Source organism: Flavobacterium sp. GW821-FHT11G01, from assembly GCF_058808175.1.
The window spans coordinates 55,434-73,519 of record NZ_JBXARK010000008.1; the positions used below are offsets into that span (position 1 = coordinate 55,434).

At 32.6% G+C, this 18,086-nt stretch carries 15 protein-coding genes; 7 read left to right on the plus strand and 8 right to left on the minus strand.

The window, feature by feature from the left end; all coding sequences use genetic code 11:
* Window positions 1–4: 4 nt before the first annotated feature.
* Entirely contained in the window at window positions 5–598 is a 594-nt protein-coding gene (locus AC1RRN_RS14960; RefSeq protein WP_492968062.1) for a HupE/UreJ family protein, read from the minus strand.
* A 171-nt stretch (window positions 599–769) separates the two neighbouring features.
* Here AC1RRN_RS14960 and AC1RRN_RS14965 point away from each other — a divergent pair, with 171 nt between their 5' ends.
* Window positions 770–1,201 carry a TerB family tellurite resistance protein gene (locus AC1RRN_RS14965; RefSeq protein WP_492968063.1) on the plus strand — a complete coding sequence of 144 codons (432 nt, stop codon included), beginning with the start codon at window positions 770–772 and terminating at the stop codon, window positions 1,199–1,201.
* Between the two features lie 197 nt (window positions 1,202–1,398).
* Here AC1RRN_RS14965 and fbp read toward each other — a convergent pair whose 3' ends face one another.
* Window positions 1,399–2,403 carry a class 1 fructose-bisphosphatase gene (fbp, locus tag AC1RRN_RS14970; RefSeq protein ID WP_492968064.1) on the minus strand — a complete coding sequence of 335 codons (1,005 nt, stop codon included), beginning with the start codon at window positions 2,401–2,403 and terminating at the stop codon, window positions 1,399–1,401.
* 261 nt (window positions 2,404–2,664) lie between these two features.
* On the opposite strand from fbp, the gene AC1RRN_RS14975 reads away from it, so the two are divergent.
* Both AC1RRN_RS14975 and AC1RRN_RS14980 read left to right on the plus strand, forming a co-directional pair.
* Window positions 2,665–3,138: a GNAT family N-acetyltransferase gene (locus AC1RRN_RS14975; RefSeq protein ID WP_492968065.1), complete on the plus strand. Its 474-nt coding sequence runs from the start codon at window positions 2,665–2,667 to the stop codon at window positions 3,136–3,138.
* Between the two features lie 56 nt (window positions 3,139–3,194).
* A complete protein-coding gene (locus AC1RRN_RS14980) occupies window positions 3,195–4,454 on the plus strand; it encodes an aspartate kinase (RefSeq protein WP_492968066.1) in 1,260 nt (419 codons plus the stop codon).
* An 82-nt stretch (window positions 4,455–4,536) separates the two neighbouring features.
* Here AC1RRN_RS14980 and AC1RRN_RS14985 read toward each other — a convergent pair whose 3' ends face one another.
* The 3 genes from AC1RRN_RS14985 to AC1RRN_RS14995 form a co-directional block, all read right to left on the minus strand.
* Window positions 4,537–6,525, minus strand: a complete 1,989-nt coding sequence (locus AC1RRN_RS14985) for a TonB-dependent receptor domain-containing protein (RefSeq protein WP_492968067.1) — start codon at window positions 6,523–6,525, stop codon at window positions 4,537–4,539.
* A 309-nt stretch (window positions 6,526–6,834) separates the two neighbouring features.
* Window positions 6,835–7,890 carry a helix-turn-helix domain-containing protein gene (locus AC1RRN_RS14990; RefSeq protein ID WP_492968068.1) on the minus strand — a complete coding sequence of 352 codons (1,056 nt, stop codon included), beginning with the start codon at window positions 7,888–7,890 and terminating at the stop codon, window positions 6,835–6,837.
* Window positions 7,891–7,933: 43 nt separating this feature from the next.
* Complete coding sequence (locus AC1RRN_RS14995; protein WP_492968069.1) at window positions 7,934–8,263, minus strand: helix-turn-helix domain-containing protein; 330 nt, start codon at window positions 8,261–8,263, stop codon at window positions 7,934–7,936.
* A gap of 367 nt (window positions 8,264–8,630) precedes the next feature.
* Here AC1RRN_RS14995 and AC1RRN_RS15000 point away from each other — a divergent pair, with 367 nt between their 5' ends.
* The 4 genes from AC1RRN_RS15000 to AC1RRN_RS15015 all read left to right on the plus strand — a co-directional run bounded on the left by AC1RRN_RS15000 (window position 8,631) and on the right by AC1RRN_RS15015 (window position 14,563).
* Window positions 8,631–8,858: a DUF5808 domain-containing protein gene (locus tag AC1RRN_RS15000; protein WP_492968070.1), complete on the plus strand. Its 228-nt coding sequence runs from the start codon at window positions 8,631–8,633 to the stop codon at window positions 8,856–8,858.
* Between the two features lie 312 nt (window positions 8,859–9,170).
* Window positions 9,171–12,602: a DUF8818 domain-containing protein gene (locus tag AC1RRN_RS15005; protein ID WP_492968071.1), complete on the plus strand. Its 3,432-nt coding sequence runs from the start codon at window positions 9,171–9,173 to the stop codon at window positions 12,600–12,602.
* Window positions 12,603–12,666: 64 nt separating this feature from the next.
* Entirely contained in the window at window positions 12,667–13,269 is a 603-nt protein-coding gene (locus AC1RRN_RS15010) for a hypothetical protein (protein ID WP_492968072.1), read from the plus strand.
* A gap of 223 nt (window positions 13,270–13,492) precedes the next feature.
* Window positions 13,493–14,563: a glycosyltransferase gene (locus AC1RRN_RS15015; RefSeq protein ID WP_492968073.1), complete on the plus strand. Its 1,071-nt coding sequence runs from the start codon at window positions 13,493–13,495 to the stop codon at window positions 14,561–14,563.
* A gap of 2 nt (window positions 14,564–14,565) precedes the next feature.
* Here the strand turns inward: AC1RRN_RS15015 and AC1RRN_RS15020 are convergent, their stop codons facing one another.
* The 3 genes from AC1RRN_RS15020 to AC1RRN_RS15030 all read right to left on the minus strand — a co-directional run bounded on the left by AC1RRN_RS15020 (window position 14,566) and on the right by AC1RRN_RS15030 (window position 18,063).
* Window positions 14,566–15,858: a porin gene (locus tag AC1RRN_RS15020; RefSeq protein ID WP_492968074.1), complete on the minus strand. Its 1,293-nt coding sequence runs from the start codon at window positions 15,856–15,858 to the stop codon at window positions 14,566–14,568.
* Window positions 15,859–16,032: 174 nt separating this feature from the next.
* Complete coding sequence (locus tag AC1RRN_RS15025; RefSeq protein WP_492968075.1) at window positions 16,033–17,112, minus strand: sensor histidine kinase; 1,080 nt, start codon at window positions 17,110–17,112, stop codon at window positions 16,033–16,035.
* A gap of 267 nt (window positions 17,113–17,379) precedes the next feature.
* Window positions 17,380–18,063: a response regulator transcription factor gene (locus tag AC1RRN_RS15030; RefSeq protein WP_026983516.1), complete on the minus strand. Its 684-nt coding sequence runs from the start codon at window positions 18,061–18,063 to the stop codon at window positions 17,380–17,382.
* Window positions 18,064–18,086 lie beyond the last annotated feature (23 nt).

The following is an 18,086-nucleotide window of genomic DNA, read 5'->3' on the forward strand; positions in this document are numbered from 1 at the left end:
TATTTTATCTGTTCCAAATTGGGCTTTCAATAATCATCGGAATTACAACTCCGATAATAAAAGCCGACATTACAAGTGCCCAGTCGCGTTTTGAAAAACGAAATACGGTCTGCACAATATAGGATAGTATCAAAACTACAAAAACAACTACTAACTGTGCTGCTTCAATTCCTAATGCAAATTCGCCTAAAGGTAATAATTTTGAACTTGGCGAACCACCTAAAATGGTTTTAAAATAGTTTGAAAATCCAAGTCCGTGTATGATTCCGAAAAACAGCGTTACCATAAAAATTAAATTCACACCTTCATTTTTAGTCGCTTTTCCTGCTGTAAAAAGATGAAATATGGCTGTTATCAAAATGGTAATCGGAATTAAAAACTCCACTATATTTACTTTTATAACGATTATTCCAAAAACAGAAAGTAACAAAGCCAAGGTATGACCGATTGTAAAAAGAGAAACTAAAAGCAGAATTCGTTTCCAGTCTTTAAACAAATACGGGATAGTTAAGGCGATTAAAAAAAGAACGTGATCGTAGGCATGGATATCTAAAACGTGTTTTAATCCTATCTGAAAATAAATCCAAAATTCTGACATAGGGGTAATGGTATTAATTGATTAAGGGGATGTAAACTTACGATTTATTTTGAAAATTAAAGAAACCCCGATATTAATTCAACGCAGAAAAATAAGTTAAATTTTATGAGAAATTTAAAATGTTAAATTAAAATAAGATTTATCTTTGTTCTATATAAAACCCTATTAATTATGCCATTTTCAGAATTATTTGATAACGAATTCAAACAAAGAAACAGAGGTCATTTCTCTGCAATTGTGCGTGTAGCATATGCTGACGGAAAAATTAATGACGAAGAGAAAGCTTTTTTGGACAAACTAGCTTCAAGGTTAGAAATTTCAGAAGACGAATATAACGAAATCCTTAAAGATCCGTGGCAACATTCTATAAATCCACCTTATTTATATGCGCAACGTTTAGAGCGTTTATATGATTTGGCAAGAATGGTTCACGTAGACCATCATTTGGGTGATCAACAAGAAGTTATGCTAACACGTATGGGATTAGCTTTAGGATTTACGCCAGGAAACGTAAATCATATTATTAGAAAAGCATTGTCATTAGTTGACAAAAAAGTAGATTTGGATACTTTCCTTTTCGAAATGGAGAATATGAATAAATAGTATTCAGTGTTCACTTTTTTAGTATTCAGCTTTATACTGATACTGAAATTGAAACTAATTTTTATAAACCCGACAGGTTTCAAAACCTGTCGGGTTTACTTTTTTTATTACTGAAAACTTAAAACAGTAATCCTAACAGGTTTTAAAAACCTGTTAGGATTACTGTGACTGAATACTAAAAACTGAACACTGAATACTTATTCAGCTGCCATAAATTCTTCAGCTTTCTCTACCATATTATAGCTTCCGCAGAAAAACGGAACTCTTTGGTGCAATTCTGTCGGCTGGATTTCCATAATTCTTCCAAAACCATCTGTTGCTTTTCCACCCGCCTGCTCTGCTATAAAAGCCATCGGATTACATTCATACAATAAACGTAATTTTCCTTTTGGTGCTTTTGAACTTGTTGGATAAATATAAATTCCGCCTTTGATCATATTTCGATGAAAATCTGAGACTAAGCTTCCAATATATCTTGACGTATAAGGTCTGTCATCTTCTTCACGCTGACAATATTTGATATAATTTTTTACTCCTTGCGGAAAATGCACATAGTTTCCTTCGTTTACCGAATAAATATGTCCGTCTTGTGGAAATCTCATATTTGGATGTGAAAGATAAAATGTTCCTATAGCCGGATTCAATGTAAAACCATTCACCCCATGTCCGGTTGTATAAACCAACATTGTCGATGTTCCGTAAATTACATATCCTGCTGCTACCTGATTGATGCCCGGCTGTAAAAAATCCTCGCTTGTTACCGGAGTTCCAATTGGTGTTATTCTTCTAAAAACAGAAAAAATAGTTCCTAATGAAACATTCACATCAATGTTTGAAGATCCGTCAAGCGGATCCATTAAGATCACGTACTTATTATTATGACTGTTGTCGCTCCCCTGAACAGTTATAAAATCGTCGTTTTCTTCTGAAGCAATTCCACAGACAATCTCACGGTTTATTAACGTCTGGATAAATACTTCGTTTGCATAAACATCTAATTTTTGCTGGTCTTCGCCCTGAATATTTTGTTCGCCTGCAGCGCCTATAATATCGACTAATCCAGCCTTGTTTACTTTATAGTTGACAACCTTTGCTGCCAGACGTATAGAGTTGATAATTCGGGAAAGCTCCCCCGACGAATACTGAAATGCTTTTTGGTTCTCAATAATAAACTCTCCCAGTGTTTTATTGCGTTCTTCCATTGCTATATCGTTATAGTTTTAATTTTAAGTCACAAATATCGCTTATTTTGTGAGAATGATTTAAAAATTATTTTGTTAGTTTGCTACTATTGTATATTTGCTAATTAAAGGTGGAAAGCACGTAGTAAAAACACACTTTTTTAGCTAATAAACGCTTAATAATAAGAATATAGAAATTGCTCCTCAGAAAAAGCTCGTACAAACAAACGCAGTAAAATGAAAGGTAATACTATAAATAGTACAAAAATAAATTTTACAAATATGAATATTAGAAAAGGAAATCCTGAAGACATGGAATCAGTTTTGGGATTGATACAGGAGTTGGCAATATTCGAAAAAGAACCCGACGCTGTTGTAATAACTGTTGATGATTTAGTACGTGACGGCTTTGGTGAAAAACCATTATTTCAGGTTTTCGTAGCAGAAGTTGAAAACGAAATTGTTGGAATTGCACTTTATTATTATCGTTACTCAACCTGGAAAGGAAAAACAATACATCTTGAAGACTTAATTGTTAAAGATAAAATGCGTGGTACCGGTTTAGGATCTGCACTTTATGCTGAAATTATGAAACAAGGAAAAAGAGATAATGTGAGAAGAGTTGAATGGAATGTTTTAGACTGGAATACACCGGCAGTTAACTTCTATAAGAATTCGGGCGCAAGAATTCTTGAAGACTGGCAAGTGGTTCAAATGGATGAAGCCGGAATTAATTCGTTTCTCGAAAAACTATAAAAAAATATAACCACAGATTATAAAATTATAAAAGAACAGCATATACAAAATTAAAAATGAGAGTATTTAAATTTGGAGGAGCATCAGTAAAAGATGCAGATGGAATTAAAAACGTTTATGACGTTTTACAAAAAGTGGGGTATGAAGATGTGATTTTAGTGGTTTCGGCAATGGGAAAAACCACAAATGCTCTTGAGGTTGTGATCAAGAATTACTTTGATAAATCGGCAGAATTGAACTCATCTGTACAGGAAATCAAAAAATATCACAATCAAATATTATTAGATTTATTTGAAGATGAAAAACATGCTGTCTTTGCGGCTGTAAAAGAGCAATTTTCAGAATTAGAATATTTTTTAGCGCATAATAAATCTCCAAATTACAATTTTGTTTATGATCAGATTGTGAGTTTTGGAGAATTAATTTCGACTACAATCTTAAGTCATTTCATGAATTTCATGGGAATTAAAACGCAATGGCTTGACGTTCGTAATTTCATCAAAACAAATGCAAATTACAGAGATGCTGAAGTTGACTGGGAAACTACGCAACAAAACATCAGTAAAAATGTTCCAAGAAAAACATTAAATATCACACAGGGATTTTTAGGTGCCGATGAAAACAATTTCACGACAACTTTAGGCCGTGAAGGTTCTGATTATACGGCCGGAATTTTTGCTTATTGCTTAAATGCTGAAAGTGTAACGATCTGGAAAGATGTTCCGGGAGTTATGAATGCTGATCCGCGTTATTTTGAAAATGCAAGTTTGTTAAATCAAATTTCTTATCGCGAAGCAATTGAATTGGCTTTTTACGGAGCAACAGTAATTCACCCCAAAACATTACAACCATTACAGAAAAAAGAAATTCCATTATACGTAAAATCTTTTATCAACCCATTATTAAAAGGAACCTGCGTTTCTAAAGGTGTTGATCTTGAGCCACAATATCCTTGTTTTATTGTAAAAAGAAATCAGCTTTTAATTTCACTTTCGTCTATCGATTTCTCTTTCATTATGGAAGAAAACATTAGTGAAATTTTTGCCTTGTTCCATGAATTTAAAATCAAAGTGAATTTAATTCAGAATTCGGCGATTAGTTTTTCTGTTTGTGTAGAAGATAAATTTGAAAATTTTAATGAGTTGAATGCCATTCTTTCGAAAAAATTCAAAGTTGATTATAACGAAAATGTAACTTTATACACGATTCGACATTTTACTGAACAAGCTGCCCATACAGTTGAAGAGAACAAAGAAGTTTTGCTAAAACAAGTAAGCCGCGAAACCATGCAAATTGTTACTAAAGAACTCAATTAATATTGCTTTATAAAAGGTAATTATTTCAATTCAAATATATTTATAAAAGGGCTTCACTAATCAGTGAAGCCTTTTTTGAATCCTATCGAGCCCTATTATTTTCTGTCTGCTCAATTTCAGATTTCTTATAGTTTATCTTTTTTGAATTCCCAAAACTATAGATTGCCATAAATCTAAAATAATTTGTTGTGTATGTTCTGTGATAATAAATTTCGGTTTGTCCAACTTCGTAATTGCCGGAAACCATGAAATCGTGAAAAATATCGTTTGCTGTAAAATTTATCTTTAAAGCGTCTTTAAAAAAATTTCTTTCGATTCCTAATGTTACTGTCGAACGGCTGTTATCACTCCCTAATCCATAACTTCTGTCTCCTAAATACCAGGCAAGCAGTTGCAGCTTAAAAAGATTTGGAATCGTAAAGGTATTATTCGAGTACAAATAAATCTGTGGCTTAACCGGACCTAATTCAAATGAATAAAAATTGTCTATGGACTTGGTTAAATTCATACTTACTGTATTCGTAGAATTCCACCATTTTATATTAAAAGATCGTGATAGCGAGGTAAAAAATGTATATCCTTTGTCAAGATTTAATGATCGTAAAATATAACTATTTGGAGTATCCCCTCGCAAAGCAGCTCCAGAAATAGGGTCAATTTTATAAGTATATCCAATTTTAAAATCAAACTTTTTATACATTGTTCCAATTTCAAAAGCATGAACTTTTTCCGGAAGCAAATTAGGATTTCCTTCGATAGTCGTAAATGGATCCTGATAAATAACATACGGATTTAATGCCTGATATCTTGGTCTTGTAATTCTCGACACATACGAAAAATGAGCTTTCCAATCTTCAGAAAAGTCGATATTTAAAAGTAAGTTAGGAAAAAGATTGCCATAGCTTTTTTCGAATTTTTGAATCCCGTTTGCATTCGTATACAAATTATATTTTGTCCATTCGCCTCTTGCACCTACAGAAAAATCAAACTTCTCGCCAATTGAACTTCCGTAATTAAAATACGCTGCACCAATACGCTCCTGGTATTTAAAATTGCTCGAAAGTTCATCATCAAACTCAAAATTCATATCATCTGCATCTGCAATCAAAAAATCTGTAGCTGATTTAATGGTTGCATAACTATATTTAGCTCCCGTTTCCAGCCTGGAGTCTTCTTTAATTTTTTTAGAATAATCAGCCTGAGTAGTAAATATATTTATGGTATTGCCAACATTGTTCTTAAGATACTTTTGCGTAATAACGTCATTTACCAAACCATTTTCATCAATAAAATCTTTGATGGTTCCGTTATAATTAGAATATTGTGATCCAATAAATAATGACGAACCTTTTTTGTCAGTTATCGCATTATAATTTAAATTCACAAACTGATTCAATAAAACGTCATTTTTATTAATATCAGTGGCATAAAAACTCTTTTCTAAATTATTCGTTATCGAATTTCGACTTTCAACAACACCACCCAAATCTTCAATATTACCACTATAGGCAAGTGAGATGTAATTCTTTTCTGAAAAAGTATATTGCAATCCAAATCCAAAATTAGAATAATTATTAAACTGGCGTCTCCAGTCTGTCGTTAATTCTGACGTCATAAATTCCACAGGATTTGGCCGTGTTCTGGTTGTGTACAAGAGCTCTCTCCCTTTTCCTAATTGCAATCCGTAATTTGTAATAAAAGAAAAGTTCCCTTTTGCGTAATTAAAGTCAAGCAGTGTGTTGGTACTTGTTCCTGCAAATTTAGAAACAGTTACTTGCTGAGTTGCCGTTCCCATAATTCCATTTTCAATGTTTTTTTTGGTAATGATATTAATTACTGCTTTTCCCTCGGCATCATACTTTGCTGAAGGATTTGAAATTACTTCAATTTTCGAGATTTGCGAAACTGGGATTGCAGCAAACCTTTCATAATTAATCAATATTCCGTTAAGGTAAATTATTGCTTCTCCTTTTCCCAAAACACTAATTTGACCCTCAGAGACGACAACATTCGGCACTCTCCCTAATAATTCATTGACAGAACTACTTGTCGACAGCAATGTATTGGCCACATTTACTTCGATTGTTCCGTTTGAAGAATATTTTACTAATTGTGCCTGTTTTTTAATGACAACCTCATTTAACTCATTATTCTTGTTGGCAACCTTATCTGAAATAGACTAGCTTTGTTTGTGCATTTGTTTCTGTCGAATACAAAAACAGACCGTAAATAGAGAAGAGAACTGAAACTCGGAATTTCATAAATTTTAGCGATTATAGTTTGACTTTTATGAAACAAAAGTCAAACTATAATCGCTAAATGAAGTCCCCGAAAGAGAAATCAGGAGTACGAATTTATAAATCAATACTCTGTTTAATACTTATAAAAACAGTAATTGATAGTTTGAAGGTGTTTTTCCGGTATGCTTTTTAAAAGCAGCAAAGAAGGTCGATTTAGAATTAAAGCCTACGTCATAACCTATAGATTCTAAAGTAAATTTATCATTTGATTTTATAATTTCACAAGCTTCCTTTATTCTGAACTCGTTAATAAAACTCGTGAAATTCTTCCCCAGATTATTATTTAAAAACTGCGAGAGCTGATGACTTGAAATATTCACTTCCTTAGCCAAATCCTGTAAAGTTAAATTAGAGTTTTTAAACAATTCTTTTTCAATTATTACATTTTCCAGTTTTTCAGATAAAATTGCTACTTCAGTCAAATCTATTTTCTTACCAGAATACTTTTGAGCATTCAAAAGAAACAAATCGTCTGTTTTTTTTCGGTATAAAAGAATCGAAATAATTAAATACAGAATAAAAGAAAAAACTACAGCTCCACTTATATAAGTTGCTCCCGGAGCGCCCATTATTGACAAAAAATAAAAAAGAAATAATAAACAATTCCCAAGAAAAAGCATTCCAAACCACGTTTCTGCCGGAGTTGCTTTATTTTTTCTGTTTATGATTTTTGCCAAAATATCTTTGATTGCAAAACCTGAAAAAACAATGTAAACAAACCATTGAAAATAAATAATTCTTATAAAATAACCGCCCCAAAGTTTTGGGTAATATTCATAAGGAAATATAACACCAATAGTAATAATAAGGATCGCCCAAAATAAAAGTGTGAGTTTCCATGATTTTGGCATTATATTGATTTCTTCAATTGCCGATCTAAGAAAATAATACAAACATGGCCCAATAAAAAAACAAGCCGTAAGCCCAAACTGCAGATACATTTTTGGCAAAGCCGAATCAAAATATACAAATACAGATTTCCCAATTCGTATGCTTAGTGCAAATAAAAGTGCTCCAAGGAAATAATTGGTCAGGTATTTTTTCTTTGTAAAAAAGAAAAAATAGAATCCCAAGATAATTCCGTTGAAAACTCCCAAAGCACTAAAAAAGAATAAAAGTTCTTTACCTGTATCCATGATTTAAGTTTATCTTATTAGAACAAAGCTAAAAAAATTATGGCTAATGATATTTTTTATTTGCTTTCAAATCTTTAATAACATTTTTCAACTCTTTTATTTGCTCTTCGTATTGCTCAATTACACGATCTGACAATTGATTTTCAAAATCATATGTATGTTTTTGCAAAGTTTCTGTCTTTAGTAATTCTTCCGGACTTATATCAAAAAAGTTACAAATTTTAAAAATATGATTTGCCCAGGAGCCACTTTGTCCGCTTTCCATTCTCGCGTAGGCAGATTGTGATAAATGAAGATAATCTGCCACTTCCTCTTGCGACATATTTTTGCTTTTACGCAGTATTTTGAGTTTATTCCCCACAAGAATATTCATAATTTGTAAATTTTTTCTTCAAAATAACAGAGGACAACTTTATCAATATATACTCATCAAAAACTATATTATTTTTTTCTCTGATAATAATATCTTTCAATTTTATCTTAAAAATACCCGATAATCGCATAACACAGCCACTTACAAAATTGTAATTTAGCCTTACAAAAACATATGTTTTTTTAAAGATTAAAATTTTACATCTAAAATTTAGAGATTTACAAATACCACTTCATTATGACAAATTCTTCATTGTTTATATGTCTTCTTATCATCATAATTGCACTAGGATACAGATTTAGCAAAAGAAAATCCTAAACAATCTGAACGCAATATTATAAAAGACAATCTCATAACTTTATAATTTATGAATTCTAATAATGATCCGAGCGAAGAAAAACAAAATGAATGGAGCAATGATCCAGACAACTGGGTTTGGGGAATTTTTTATTATAATCCTGAAGATAGCCGACTATTTCCTCCAAAAAGAATCAAACAATTAGGATGGACGATTAATTTTGCCAATCCAAATTCTGTCTTTTTAGTCATCGTGATAATTGCTATCGCTTTTATTATCTCAGAAATGTCAAAATGATAATCTGTTGTCATTCCTGAAAACATGAAATTATATCTTTTAAAATATAGTATTGCAATACTTTTTTGCCTCTACCTCGCTTACTTTTTTTACCAGTCCAATCATGCTAGTAATATTATAAAAATGATAATTTCGATTGTTTTGGCAATTTCATTTTCTGTTTTAATGGTCAATCAAATAAGGAATAGAAGATAAATTCTGATCGAACATTTTAAATTTTACAAAGAAGTAATCGTTAAAACGACCTAAACTATATACCCAAAATTTCCCAATTATAAATACTACTTTTGGCTTTTTAGAGTTAAAGTATTTATGTTGAAAAAATTACTGTTTTTAACGGTTTTCATCTGGTTTTCTGGACTTCACGCTCAGGAAACAGAATCAGCGTACAAAACCAAAAAAGTAATTGCAACCCGCGATACTATTCAACTCGAAGAATTCAGTATCAATTCAGCTTTTTTTCAGCTTTTAAATACCAAAAATGAACCTATTGATTCGACTTTTTATAAAATAGACTTTCAAAAAGGAACTTTACTTTTAAACGAAAAATTCCCATCAACTTCAGACACTTTAATTGTCAATTACTTAAAATATCCTGATTTTTTAACCAAAGAATATGGTCTTTATAAAGAAAGTCAGGTTGTAAGTAATGATGTTGGAACGGAGAAATTATACAAGATAGAAAATCAAAACACTAAAAAAGTCACACCGTTTGATGGTTTAAATACTTCGGGAAGTATTACACGTGGTGTTACAGTTGGTAATAATCAAAATACTGTTTTAAACTCAAATCTTGATCTTCAGATTACCGGAAAAATATCAGACAAAGTTAGTTTGAGAGCTTCACTTCAGGACAATAATATTCCGCTGCAGGATGGCGGATATTCTCAAAAACTGGATCAGTTTGATAATATTTTCATGGAACTTTTTAGCGATGACTGGAACATTCGCGCAGGTGATGTCTTTTTAGAAAACAGAAAAACCCAATTCCTGAGTTTTAACAAAAAGGTTCAGGGTCTTTCAACGAGTTTTAATTTCGGATCTGACGAAAGTAAAACCAATGTTTTTGCATCGGTCGCTTTTGTCAAAGGACAATATGCCAAAAGTACTTTTACAGGTCAGGAAGGCAATCAGGGACCTTATAAACTAAAAGGGCAAAATGGTGAATTGTATGTTTTGGTTATTTCCGGTTCTGAACGGGTTTACGTTAATGGTGTTTTACTGAAACGTGGTGAAAACAACGATTATGTGATTGATTACAATGCTGGCGAAATTGTGTTTACCTCGCTTTTTACGATTACATCAGAAATGAGGATTAATGTTGAATATCAATATTCTGAACGAAATTACAATCGATTGGTAACCTACGCCGGCGTTACGCATGAAAACAAAAACTGGAGCTTTGGTGGTTATTTATATTCTGAAAATGATTTAAAAAATCAACCTTTACAACAGAATCTTTCTCCAGATCAGGTACAAATTTTAAGTCAGGCCGGAGATGATCCCGCCCTTATGACTGCGCCATCTGCTTACGTTGACAAATATGCCGACAATAAAATTCTCTATAAAAAAACAATTCTTAATTCGGTTGAAATTTATGAATATTCAAACGATCCGAATGAGGTTTTATATAATGTAAAATTTAGTCTTGTTGGGAATAATATCGGAAATTATATCATTCAAAATAGTAATACCGTTGAACGGATTTTCGAATATATTACTCCGGTAAATGGTATTCCACAAGGAAATTATGAACCTATTGTGCAATTGATTGCACCCATAAAAATTCAGGTTGCTACTTTTTTAGGGAAATACAATCTAGACGAAAAAACGGCTGTTGATTTTGAAATTGCCATGAGCAGCAACGATAAAAATTTATTTTCAAATATTGATGATGCCAATAATGATGGAATTGCCTTTAAAACCAATATCAAAAAGCGTCTTTTTACAAGAAGCTGGACTTTGGACGGATTTGCCAATTATCAATTTGTACAGGAAGATTTCAAGCCTGTGGAGCGTTTGTATAATATTGAATTTAATCGTGACTGGAATTTAAACACTACCCTTTTTGGCAACCAAAGCCTTTTGGTTACAGGTTTAAACTTTAATATGTTCGCCAAAAAGAAAACGACAAACGTTGGTTTATTCAGTTATCAATTTGAAAAGTTAGATTATACTGAAAGTTATTCGGGAGCGCGACATACCACAACTGCTTTTTTTAAGCTAAAAAAATGGACTATTGAAAATCAAGGTAGTTTCTTGAATAGCGACGCTACAGCTTCAACATCAAAATTTATTCGAAATCAAGCCAGAACCAAATATCATTTTGGAAAAAATTGGATTGGTGCAAGTTTTCAGATTGAAGACAATCAGGAAAAAGATAAAATTACTAATCAGTTTTCGGCCCTGAGCCAGAGATTTTCAGAATATGGCGCTTTTATTGGTCGCGGGGACAGTACAAAAGTTTTTGTTGAACTCGGCTTTTTACAACGCCGCAATGACAGTTTACAAAACGGATTATTACAGCATGTAAATAATTCGCAAACTTATTTTTTCCGATCAAAATTGATTCAGAACAAAAAAACAGATTTAGCCGTTTATGCAAGTTACAGAACTTTAGATTTTACTGATGCTTCCAAAAAAAATGAACCCTCATTAAATTCCAGAATTCTGTATACTGACCGTTTTTTCAATCAATTAATGCAACTCGGAACAACTTATGAAACGAGTTCAGGAACTATCGCGCAACAGGAATTTACCTATATTGAAGTTCCTACCGGTCAGGGCGTTTATACCTGGAACGATTATAACGGCAACGGAATTCAGGAATTAGAAGAATTTGAAATTGCCCAATATTCAGATCAGGCCAGATTTATCAGGATCTTTTTACCGAATCAGATTTATATTAAAACCAATCAAAATAAGTTTTCACAATCTGTTGCTTTAAATCCTTTGCAATGGCAAAATGAAAAAGGTTTTAAAAAGTTTGCTTCCTATTTTTACAACCAGACTTCCTTTATAATGGATCGAAAAGTAAAAAGTAATGGCGAACGATTAGAATTGAATCCGTTTGCCTCTTCTGAAGAAAACATTTTGGGATTAAATTCAAGTTTCAGAAACAGTTTATTTTACAATCGGGGAAAACAGAAACATTCCGTTACCTATTCTTATCTTATTAATAAAGGAAAAAATCTGCTTTCAGTAGGTTCACAAACAGTCAAAAATAATTCACATCAATTACAATACACGCATTTGTATCAAAAAAGCTGGTTGTTTAACTTCTTCACCAAAACCATTAAAACCGATTTAGTTTCAGAAGATTTTGTCGAAAAAAATTATGACTTAAAGGGTTATCAGGTGGCACCAAAAATCAGTTATTTATTTTCAAAAAACACCAGCTTAGATTTCTTTTATGAATTTCAGAACAAAGAAAATCAAATTGGAAATTTAGAAACTTTACGTCAAAGCCGACTTGGAACTTCATTTTCTTATGCGGGAGATAAAAAGGTTACTGTAAACGGAGAATTCTCTTTGTATGAAAATAAATTTAACGGAAATGAATTTTCATCTGTAGGTTTTCAGATGTTGGAAGGGCTTCAGGCTGGGCAAAATTTAGTCTGGAAATTGCTTTTGCAGAAAAATATCACGCAATTTTTAGATGTGAATTTAAATTATCAAGGAAGAAAAAGTGAAACTGGTGCAACGGTTCATACAGGAAACGTTCAGCTTCGTGCTTATTTTTAACACTTTACGAAAAAGCTATAAAAAAATTGATTAATTTTAATTTGAAATTTAAACCCGTAACCTCATGAAAAAATTATTTTTACTTTGTTTTCTAGTTGTTTTGTCTGGTAATTTTTACGCTCAGGAAACTGCAACAACAACTAAAGCCAAAAGCGAAGCAACGGCTAAAAAGAAAAAAGCTGATAAAGCGGCAGCTGATGCAAAAAAAGAGTCAGCAAAAGCAAAAAAATCAGCAGACGACGCTACTGCAGCAGCATCAAAAGCTAAAAAAGAATCTGCAAGCGCAACTAAAAAAACAGCAGATAAAGAAGCAGCCAAAGCAAAAAAATCAGCAGATGATGCTACTACAGCGGCATCGAAAGCGAAAAAAGAAGCAGCAAGCGCAACTAAAAAATCAGCAGACAAAGAAGCAGCAAAAGCAGCAGGTAGTGCTGATAAAGCTAAAAAATCTGCTACCAGTGCTGATGCAGCAGCAGCAAAAGCTAAAAAAGATGCAACTGTAGCTAAAAAAAGCAGCACTAAAACTTTAAAAGAAACTAACGAAAAAGCACCTTCAGTACCAGATAAGGTTACAGGAGAATATAATGGTAAAAAAGTATACACTGGACCACGTGGTGGAAAATACTACATTAACAAAAACGGAAATAAAACATATATTCAGGATTAAGTAAAGCTGCTGAGGGACTAAGGTTCTGAGGTGCTAAGATTCAATACTAAACTTTGAAGCCGAACGTAAGTTCGGCTTTTTTTATTCAATCCAAAACCTTAGAACCTGAGTGTCTCAGCATCTTAGTACCTTAAATAAAATATAGAGTTAATGATTTAGTAATGTGTCAGAAATACCATAAAAAACATATTTCTCTATCTTCGTTTTTAAAAAGCGTTAAACTATGAGCATTGACTACTCTGCGAACAAAACAATTTTAGTTGCTCCATTAAACTGGGGATTAGGCCATGCCACAAGATGTATCCCAATTATTAAAGCGCTTCAAGAGAATAATTTTATTCCAATTATTGCTTCTGATGGAGTTGCGCTTGCTTTACTTCGAAAAGAATTTCCTTATATACAAACTTTAGAATTACCATCTTATCATATTGAATATGCTAAAAATGGTAAAAATTTTAAATGGAAACTGATCAAGAACCTTCCAAAAATGATTACAGCCATTTTGGACGAGAAAAAAATAGTGAATTCCTGGATCAAGAAACACGGAATTGATGGTATCATCTCAGACAATCGCTTAGGAGTTTTTAGTCGAAAAATTCCATCTGTTTTCATGACCCATCAATTAAATGTAATGACAGGAAATACGACTTGGTTTACTAGTAAATGTCATCAGCATATTATTAAAAAATACACAGAATGCTGGATTCCTGACACTAATGAAGCAATCAATCTTACGGGCGAATTGGGACATTTAAAAACCAATGACCTAAACTTAAAATATATTGGTCCGCTAAGCAGAATGCGTAAAAAGGAAACGCCAAAAGTATATGATTTGATGGTTATTTTGTCCGGACCAGAACCTCAACGTACTTATCTGGATGAGAAATTGCAAAAGGAAATCGTGAACTTTAATGGTAAAGTTGTTTTTGTACAGGGAATTGTAGAAAAAGCGCAAACCAAATGGCAAGCCGGAAATGTAACGTATTATAATTTCATGAACTCAAAACAACTGGAACAAACTTTTAATGAAAGTGAATTTGTTCTATGTCGTTCCGGTTATACAACGGTAATGGATTTGGCGAAATTAGGTAAGAAAGCTTTTTTTATTCCAACTCCCGGGCAATATGAGCAGGAATATCTGGCGATAAAACTTCAGGAAGAGAATTTGGTACCGTACGCAATGCAAGACGACTTTACCATTGAAGATCTTTCAAAAGTAAAGTCGTTTAAAGGGTTGTCTCAATTTAAAAATGAAATTGACTGGGACAAATTATTCTCTGTTTTTGAAGAATAACATTAGAAATTAAACTGTGCTTGTAATCGCAATAAATTTCCTTCTTGTCTATTAATTGGACGAGCACTATCTACATAGCTTCTATCGGCGATAACATATTCTGCCGTCAATTCGAATGCTTTGATTGGTTGCCATTCAATACCGAATTGGTAATCTCTCACAACATAGCTTCTGGCGTCTTTTTCATATTTTTTCCCTCCATCATAATATTGAAATTGGGCAAAAGGATAAATATGTTGTTTTTTGATGTCCCATTTATAATTAAGTAAAACATAACCTCCATTCAAGCTGGATTCATCAACAGTGTTTGTTGCAGGATTATAACGAGGTCCTTTACCAATATTATATTCCGTTTGAATTCCGAAAGGCTTTGGATACAAAACAAAAGTTGCCCCTATTCTTTCATCTTTCACATATTTTGGATCATTAACAATTACTCCAGTTGAAATTTCATCTGTAAAAGCCCATTTTCCATCATAAGCCTGAATTCCGGGTTCAATAATCTGGCTACCAATTACAAAAGGATAAGATACTCTGGCTACCACATTCAAATCTCTGTTTGCATCTATTTTATTAGCGATCTGTCCATTATAAACTCCAAATGCAAATACACCAAAATCACCTGAACCTTTGTATCCGTCTTTTACCAGCATAGCAAAACGCTCTCTTATTTCGGCGGGTGCCCAATAAAAAATCATTCCTAAATCGCGTTCATTTGCTATTGAACTGTTTATTGCATCTGCACGGTCTAAAGTTAAACGTTGTGAACTTGACTGCATGTTTGCGAAGCCATACGGAATTTTACTTTGTCCTATACGAACACGATATTCTCTTTTTTTATCAAAAGAAAGATCAAAATATAAATCGCGAATTTGTACAAAATTTTGGATTCCGGTAACCGGTGAACTGGCAAAATCGGGTTGAAAATAAAAGAAAACATTTGGATGAACCTGTCCTGAAAATACTAAACGTGCACGTCTTATAAAAAGTCCGTTGTTTGCTTTTGCATCCGGAGCTGTAGAAGTTGTCCCCCAGGATCTGTCACATTGATCGCAGGTAATTTTATCGTTTGTAGAAAACAAACCATTGTATCTGATTTGTGCATAACCTCTTAAAGAAATTTTATCGTACCAATGTTCTTCGACGCCACCTCCAGATTTAGTTTCCGGAAGTTTTGCTTTATTGATGGAATCGAGAAGTCGAACTACTTCTTTTTTCACATCTTCTTTACTTAGTTCTTGTGCGTTTGAAACACCCGTAAATAACAACAAAATTGCTAAAAGTCTTATTTTCATTATTTCTTTTTTCTTTGACACTCAATTTTGGGTGCAAAGATGTAACTACCTATGTTAAGAAATCATTAACAGGATGTTACCATTATAAGAAGATTTGTTTCGAAATAGTTAGGCAATTATTATTGAGGTCAACACAACTTGTTTCACGTTGATGTATTACTGATGAACTTACAATTATTTAACCTCAGATTTTATTGTTTTATTTGCTTTTTCAAGTGTAAAAGAAAATTCAGAACCTATTCCGAACTCGCTTTCTACATACACTTTTTCTTTGTGTGCTTCAATAATATGTTTTACGATAGCCAAACCTAAACCAGAACCACCTTCAGATCGGGTTCCGCTTTTATCCACTCTGTAAAAACGTTCAAAAAGTCTTGGAATATTTTGTTTTTCAACTCCTTCACCATTATCGCTAATACGGATTAGGACTTTTTTCTTGGTTAAATTTACTACACCAACTTCGGTCAAACCGCCATCTTTTCCGTATTTAATTGAGTTTACAATCAGATTTTCGAGAACTTGCTGAATTCTGTCCTGATCTCCACGAACAATAACTGATTTTACATTTCGGCTTTCAAAAGCCAATTTGATTTTCTTTTTATCCGCTTTCATTTCTAATAAATCGAAAACATTCTGAATCAGTTCCACAATATCAAAATCGGTCATATTCAAATCCAGATCACCAGATTCAAGTTTGGTAATCATGTCTAAATCTTCAACAATATAGATAAGACGTTCGACTCCTTTTTCGGCACGTTTTAAATATTTTTTTCGGATGTTTTTATCATCCATCGCACCATCCAATAAAGTCGAAACGTAACCCTGAACGGTAAACAAAGGCGTTTTAAGTTCGTGCGAAACATTTCCTAAAAATTCTCTTCGGTATTGTTCCCGAATTTCGAGCATTTCGATTTCCAGTTTTTTATCGGTAGCAAACTTTTTCACTTCGCGCGAAAGCGTTTCCATATCTGTAGTGATTGGCTGATTGATCAATGTTGTAGATTCTAATAAAGAAACCTCATCGTAGATTTTTTTCACTCTTCGATAAATAAAACGTTCTACACGATATTGCAAAACCAAAAAAGAGAAAACATAAATAGAGATAATAAAAATTATTCCAAAAGCAACTTGATGTTTCAGCTGTCCTTTATAAAACAAAGACATTAGCATAAGTACAAAACCTGTCCCAAAAAGACTTATATATAATGCCGACTTTACAGCAAATTTGTATGTTTTTTTAAAATTAATTTTCATTTGAAACAGTTAGTCTTTTAAAATAATGAACCATTAAGATATTAAGAAAAATTAAGGCTCTCTTTTGAGTTATACATTTTCTTTACAATTAACATTTGAACTCAAAACAAAGTTAACTCAAAAACCATATAAGAAATTAAAGTTCATACGATCTTTAACTCTTATATGGTTTGGTTTTTATTTAATGCTTTAAAAAATTTGAATCAGTGTTAAATCTAAAAAATCACTTAAAACCTTAGTCCCTTCGCAACTTAGTATCTTAAAAGATTAAACTTCAAATTTGTATCCTACTCCTTTTATTGTTTTAAAAAGATCTTCTCCAATCTTTTCACGTAGTTTTCTGATGTGAACATCTATCGTTCTTCCTCCTACAACTACTTCATTACCCCAAACTTTATCAAGGATTTCATCTCTTTTAAAAACCTTTCCGGGTTTTGAAGCTAATAAGTAAAACAATTCGAATTCTTTTCTTGGCAGCGCAATTTCAACATTGCCTTTGATGATCTTATATTCTTCACGATTAATCTCTATACCACCAACATTTAAGGTATCGCTAACCACTTCTTGTTCTTTTAACCTTCTTAACAAAGCCTTTACTTTGCTTACCAATAATTTTGGTTTTATTGGCTTGGTAATATAATCATCTGCACCTGCATCAAAACCAGCAACTTGAGAATAATCTTCACTTCTGGCTGTTAAAAATGTTATGATAACATTATTTAATTCAGGAATTTTTCTGATGTGTTCGCAGGCTTCCATTCCATCCATTTCGGCCATCATCACATCCATAATAATTAAGTCCGGCAATTCTTTCTGAGCTTTTGCTATGGCGTCTTTTCCATTTGAAGCTGTTACAATCTGATAGCCTTCCTGAGCAAGGTTATAGCCTACAATTTCCAGGATATCCGGTTCATCGTCAACTAATAAAATCTTGGTTTGTGTTTTTTTCATAAAATAGCAAAAATTGAGTTTTT

What these genes read in the sequence shown, in the direction of transcription:
- fbp (WP_492968064.1), bottom strand. Translation starts at nt 2,403, where the DNA reads ATGGAAGAACGCAATAAAACACTGGGAGAGTTTATTATTGAGAACCAA.
- AC1RRN_RS15010 (WP_492968072.1), top strand. Translation starts at nt 12,667, where the DNA reads ATGAAAAAATTATTTTTACTTTGTTTTCTAGTTGTTTTGTCTGGTAAT.
- AC1RRN_RS14960 (WP_492968062.1), bottom strand. Translation starts at nt 598, where the DNA reads ATGTCAGAATTTTGGATTTATTTTCAGATAGGATTAAAACACGTTTTA.
- AC1RRN_RS14990 (WP_492968068.1), bottom strand. Translation starts at nt 7,890, where the DNA reads ATGGATACAGGTAAAGAACTTTTATTCTTTTTTAGTGCTTTGGGAGTT.
- AC1RRN_RS15005 (WP_492968071.1), top strand. Translation starts at nt 9,171, where the DNA reads ATGTTGAAAAAATTACTGTTTTTAACGGTTTTCATCTGGTTTTCTGGA.
- AC1RRN_RS15025 (WP_492968075.1), bottom strand. Translation starts at nt 17,112, where the DNA reads ATGAAAATTAATTTTAAAAAAACATACAAATTTGCTGTAAAGTCGGCA.
- AC1RRN_RS14995 (WP_492968069.1), bottom strand. Translation starts at nt 8,263, where the DNA reads ATGAATATTCTTGTGGGGAATAAACTCAAAATACTGCGTAAAAGCAAA.
- AC1RRN_RS14980 (WP_492968066.1), top strand. Translation starts at nt 3,195, where the DNA reads ATGAGAGTATTTAAATTTGGAGGAGCATCAGTAAAAGATGCAGATGGA.
- AC1RRN_RS14965 (WP_492968063.1), top strand. Translation starts at nt 770, where the DNA reads ATGCCATTTTCAGAATTATTTGATAACGAATTCAAACAAAGAAACAGA.
- AC1RRN_RS15030 (WP_026983516.1), bottom strand. Translation starts at nt 18,063, where the DNA reads ATGAAAAAAACACAAACCAAGATTTTATTAGTTGACGATGAACCGGAT.
- AC1RRN_RS14975 (WP_492968065.1), top strand. Translation starts at nt 2,665, where the DNA reads ATGAATATTAGAAAAGGAAATCCTGAAGACATGGAATCAGTTTTGGGA.
- AC1RRN_RS15000 (WP_492968070.1), top strand. Translation starts at nt 8,631, where the DNA reads ATGAATTCTAATAATGATCCGAGCGAAGAAAAACAAAATGAATGGAGC.
- AC1RRN_RS15015 (WP_492968073.1), top strand. Translation starts at nt 13,493, where the DNA reads ATGAGCATTGACTACTCTGCGAACAAAACAATTTTAGTTGCTCCATTA.
- AC1RRN_RS15020 (WP_492968074.1), bottom strand. Translation starts at nt 15,858, where the DNA reads ATGAAAATAAGACTTTTAGCAATTTTGTTGTTATTTACGGGTGTTTCA.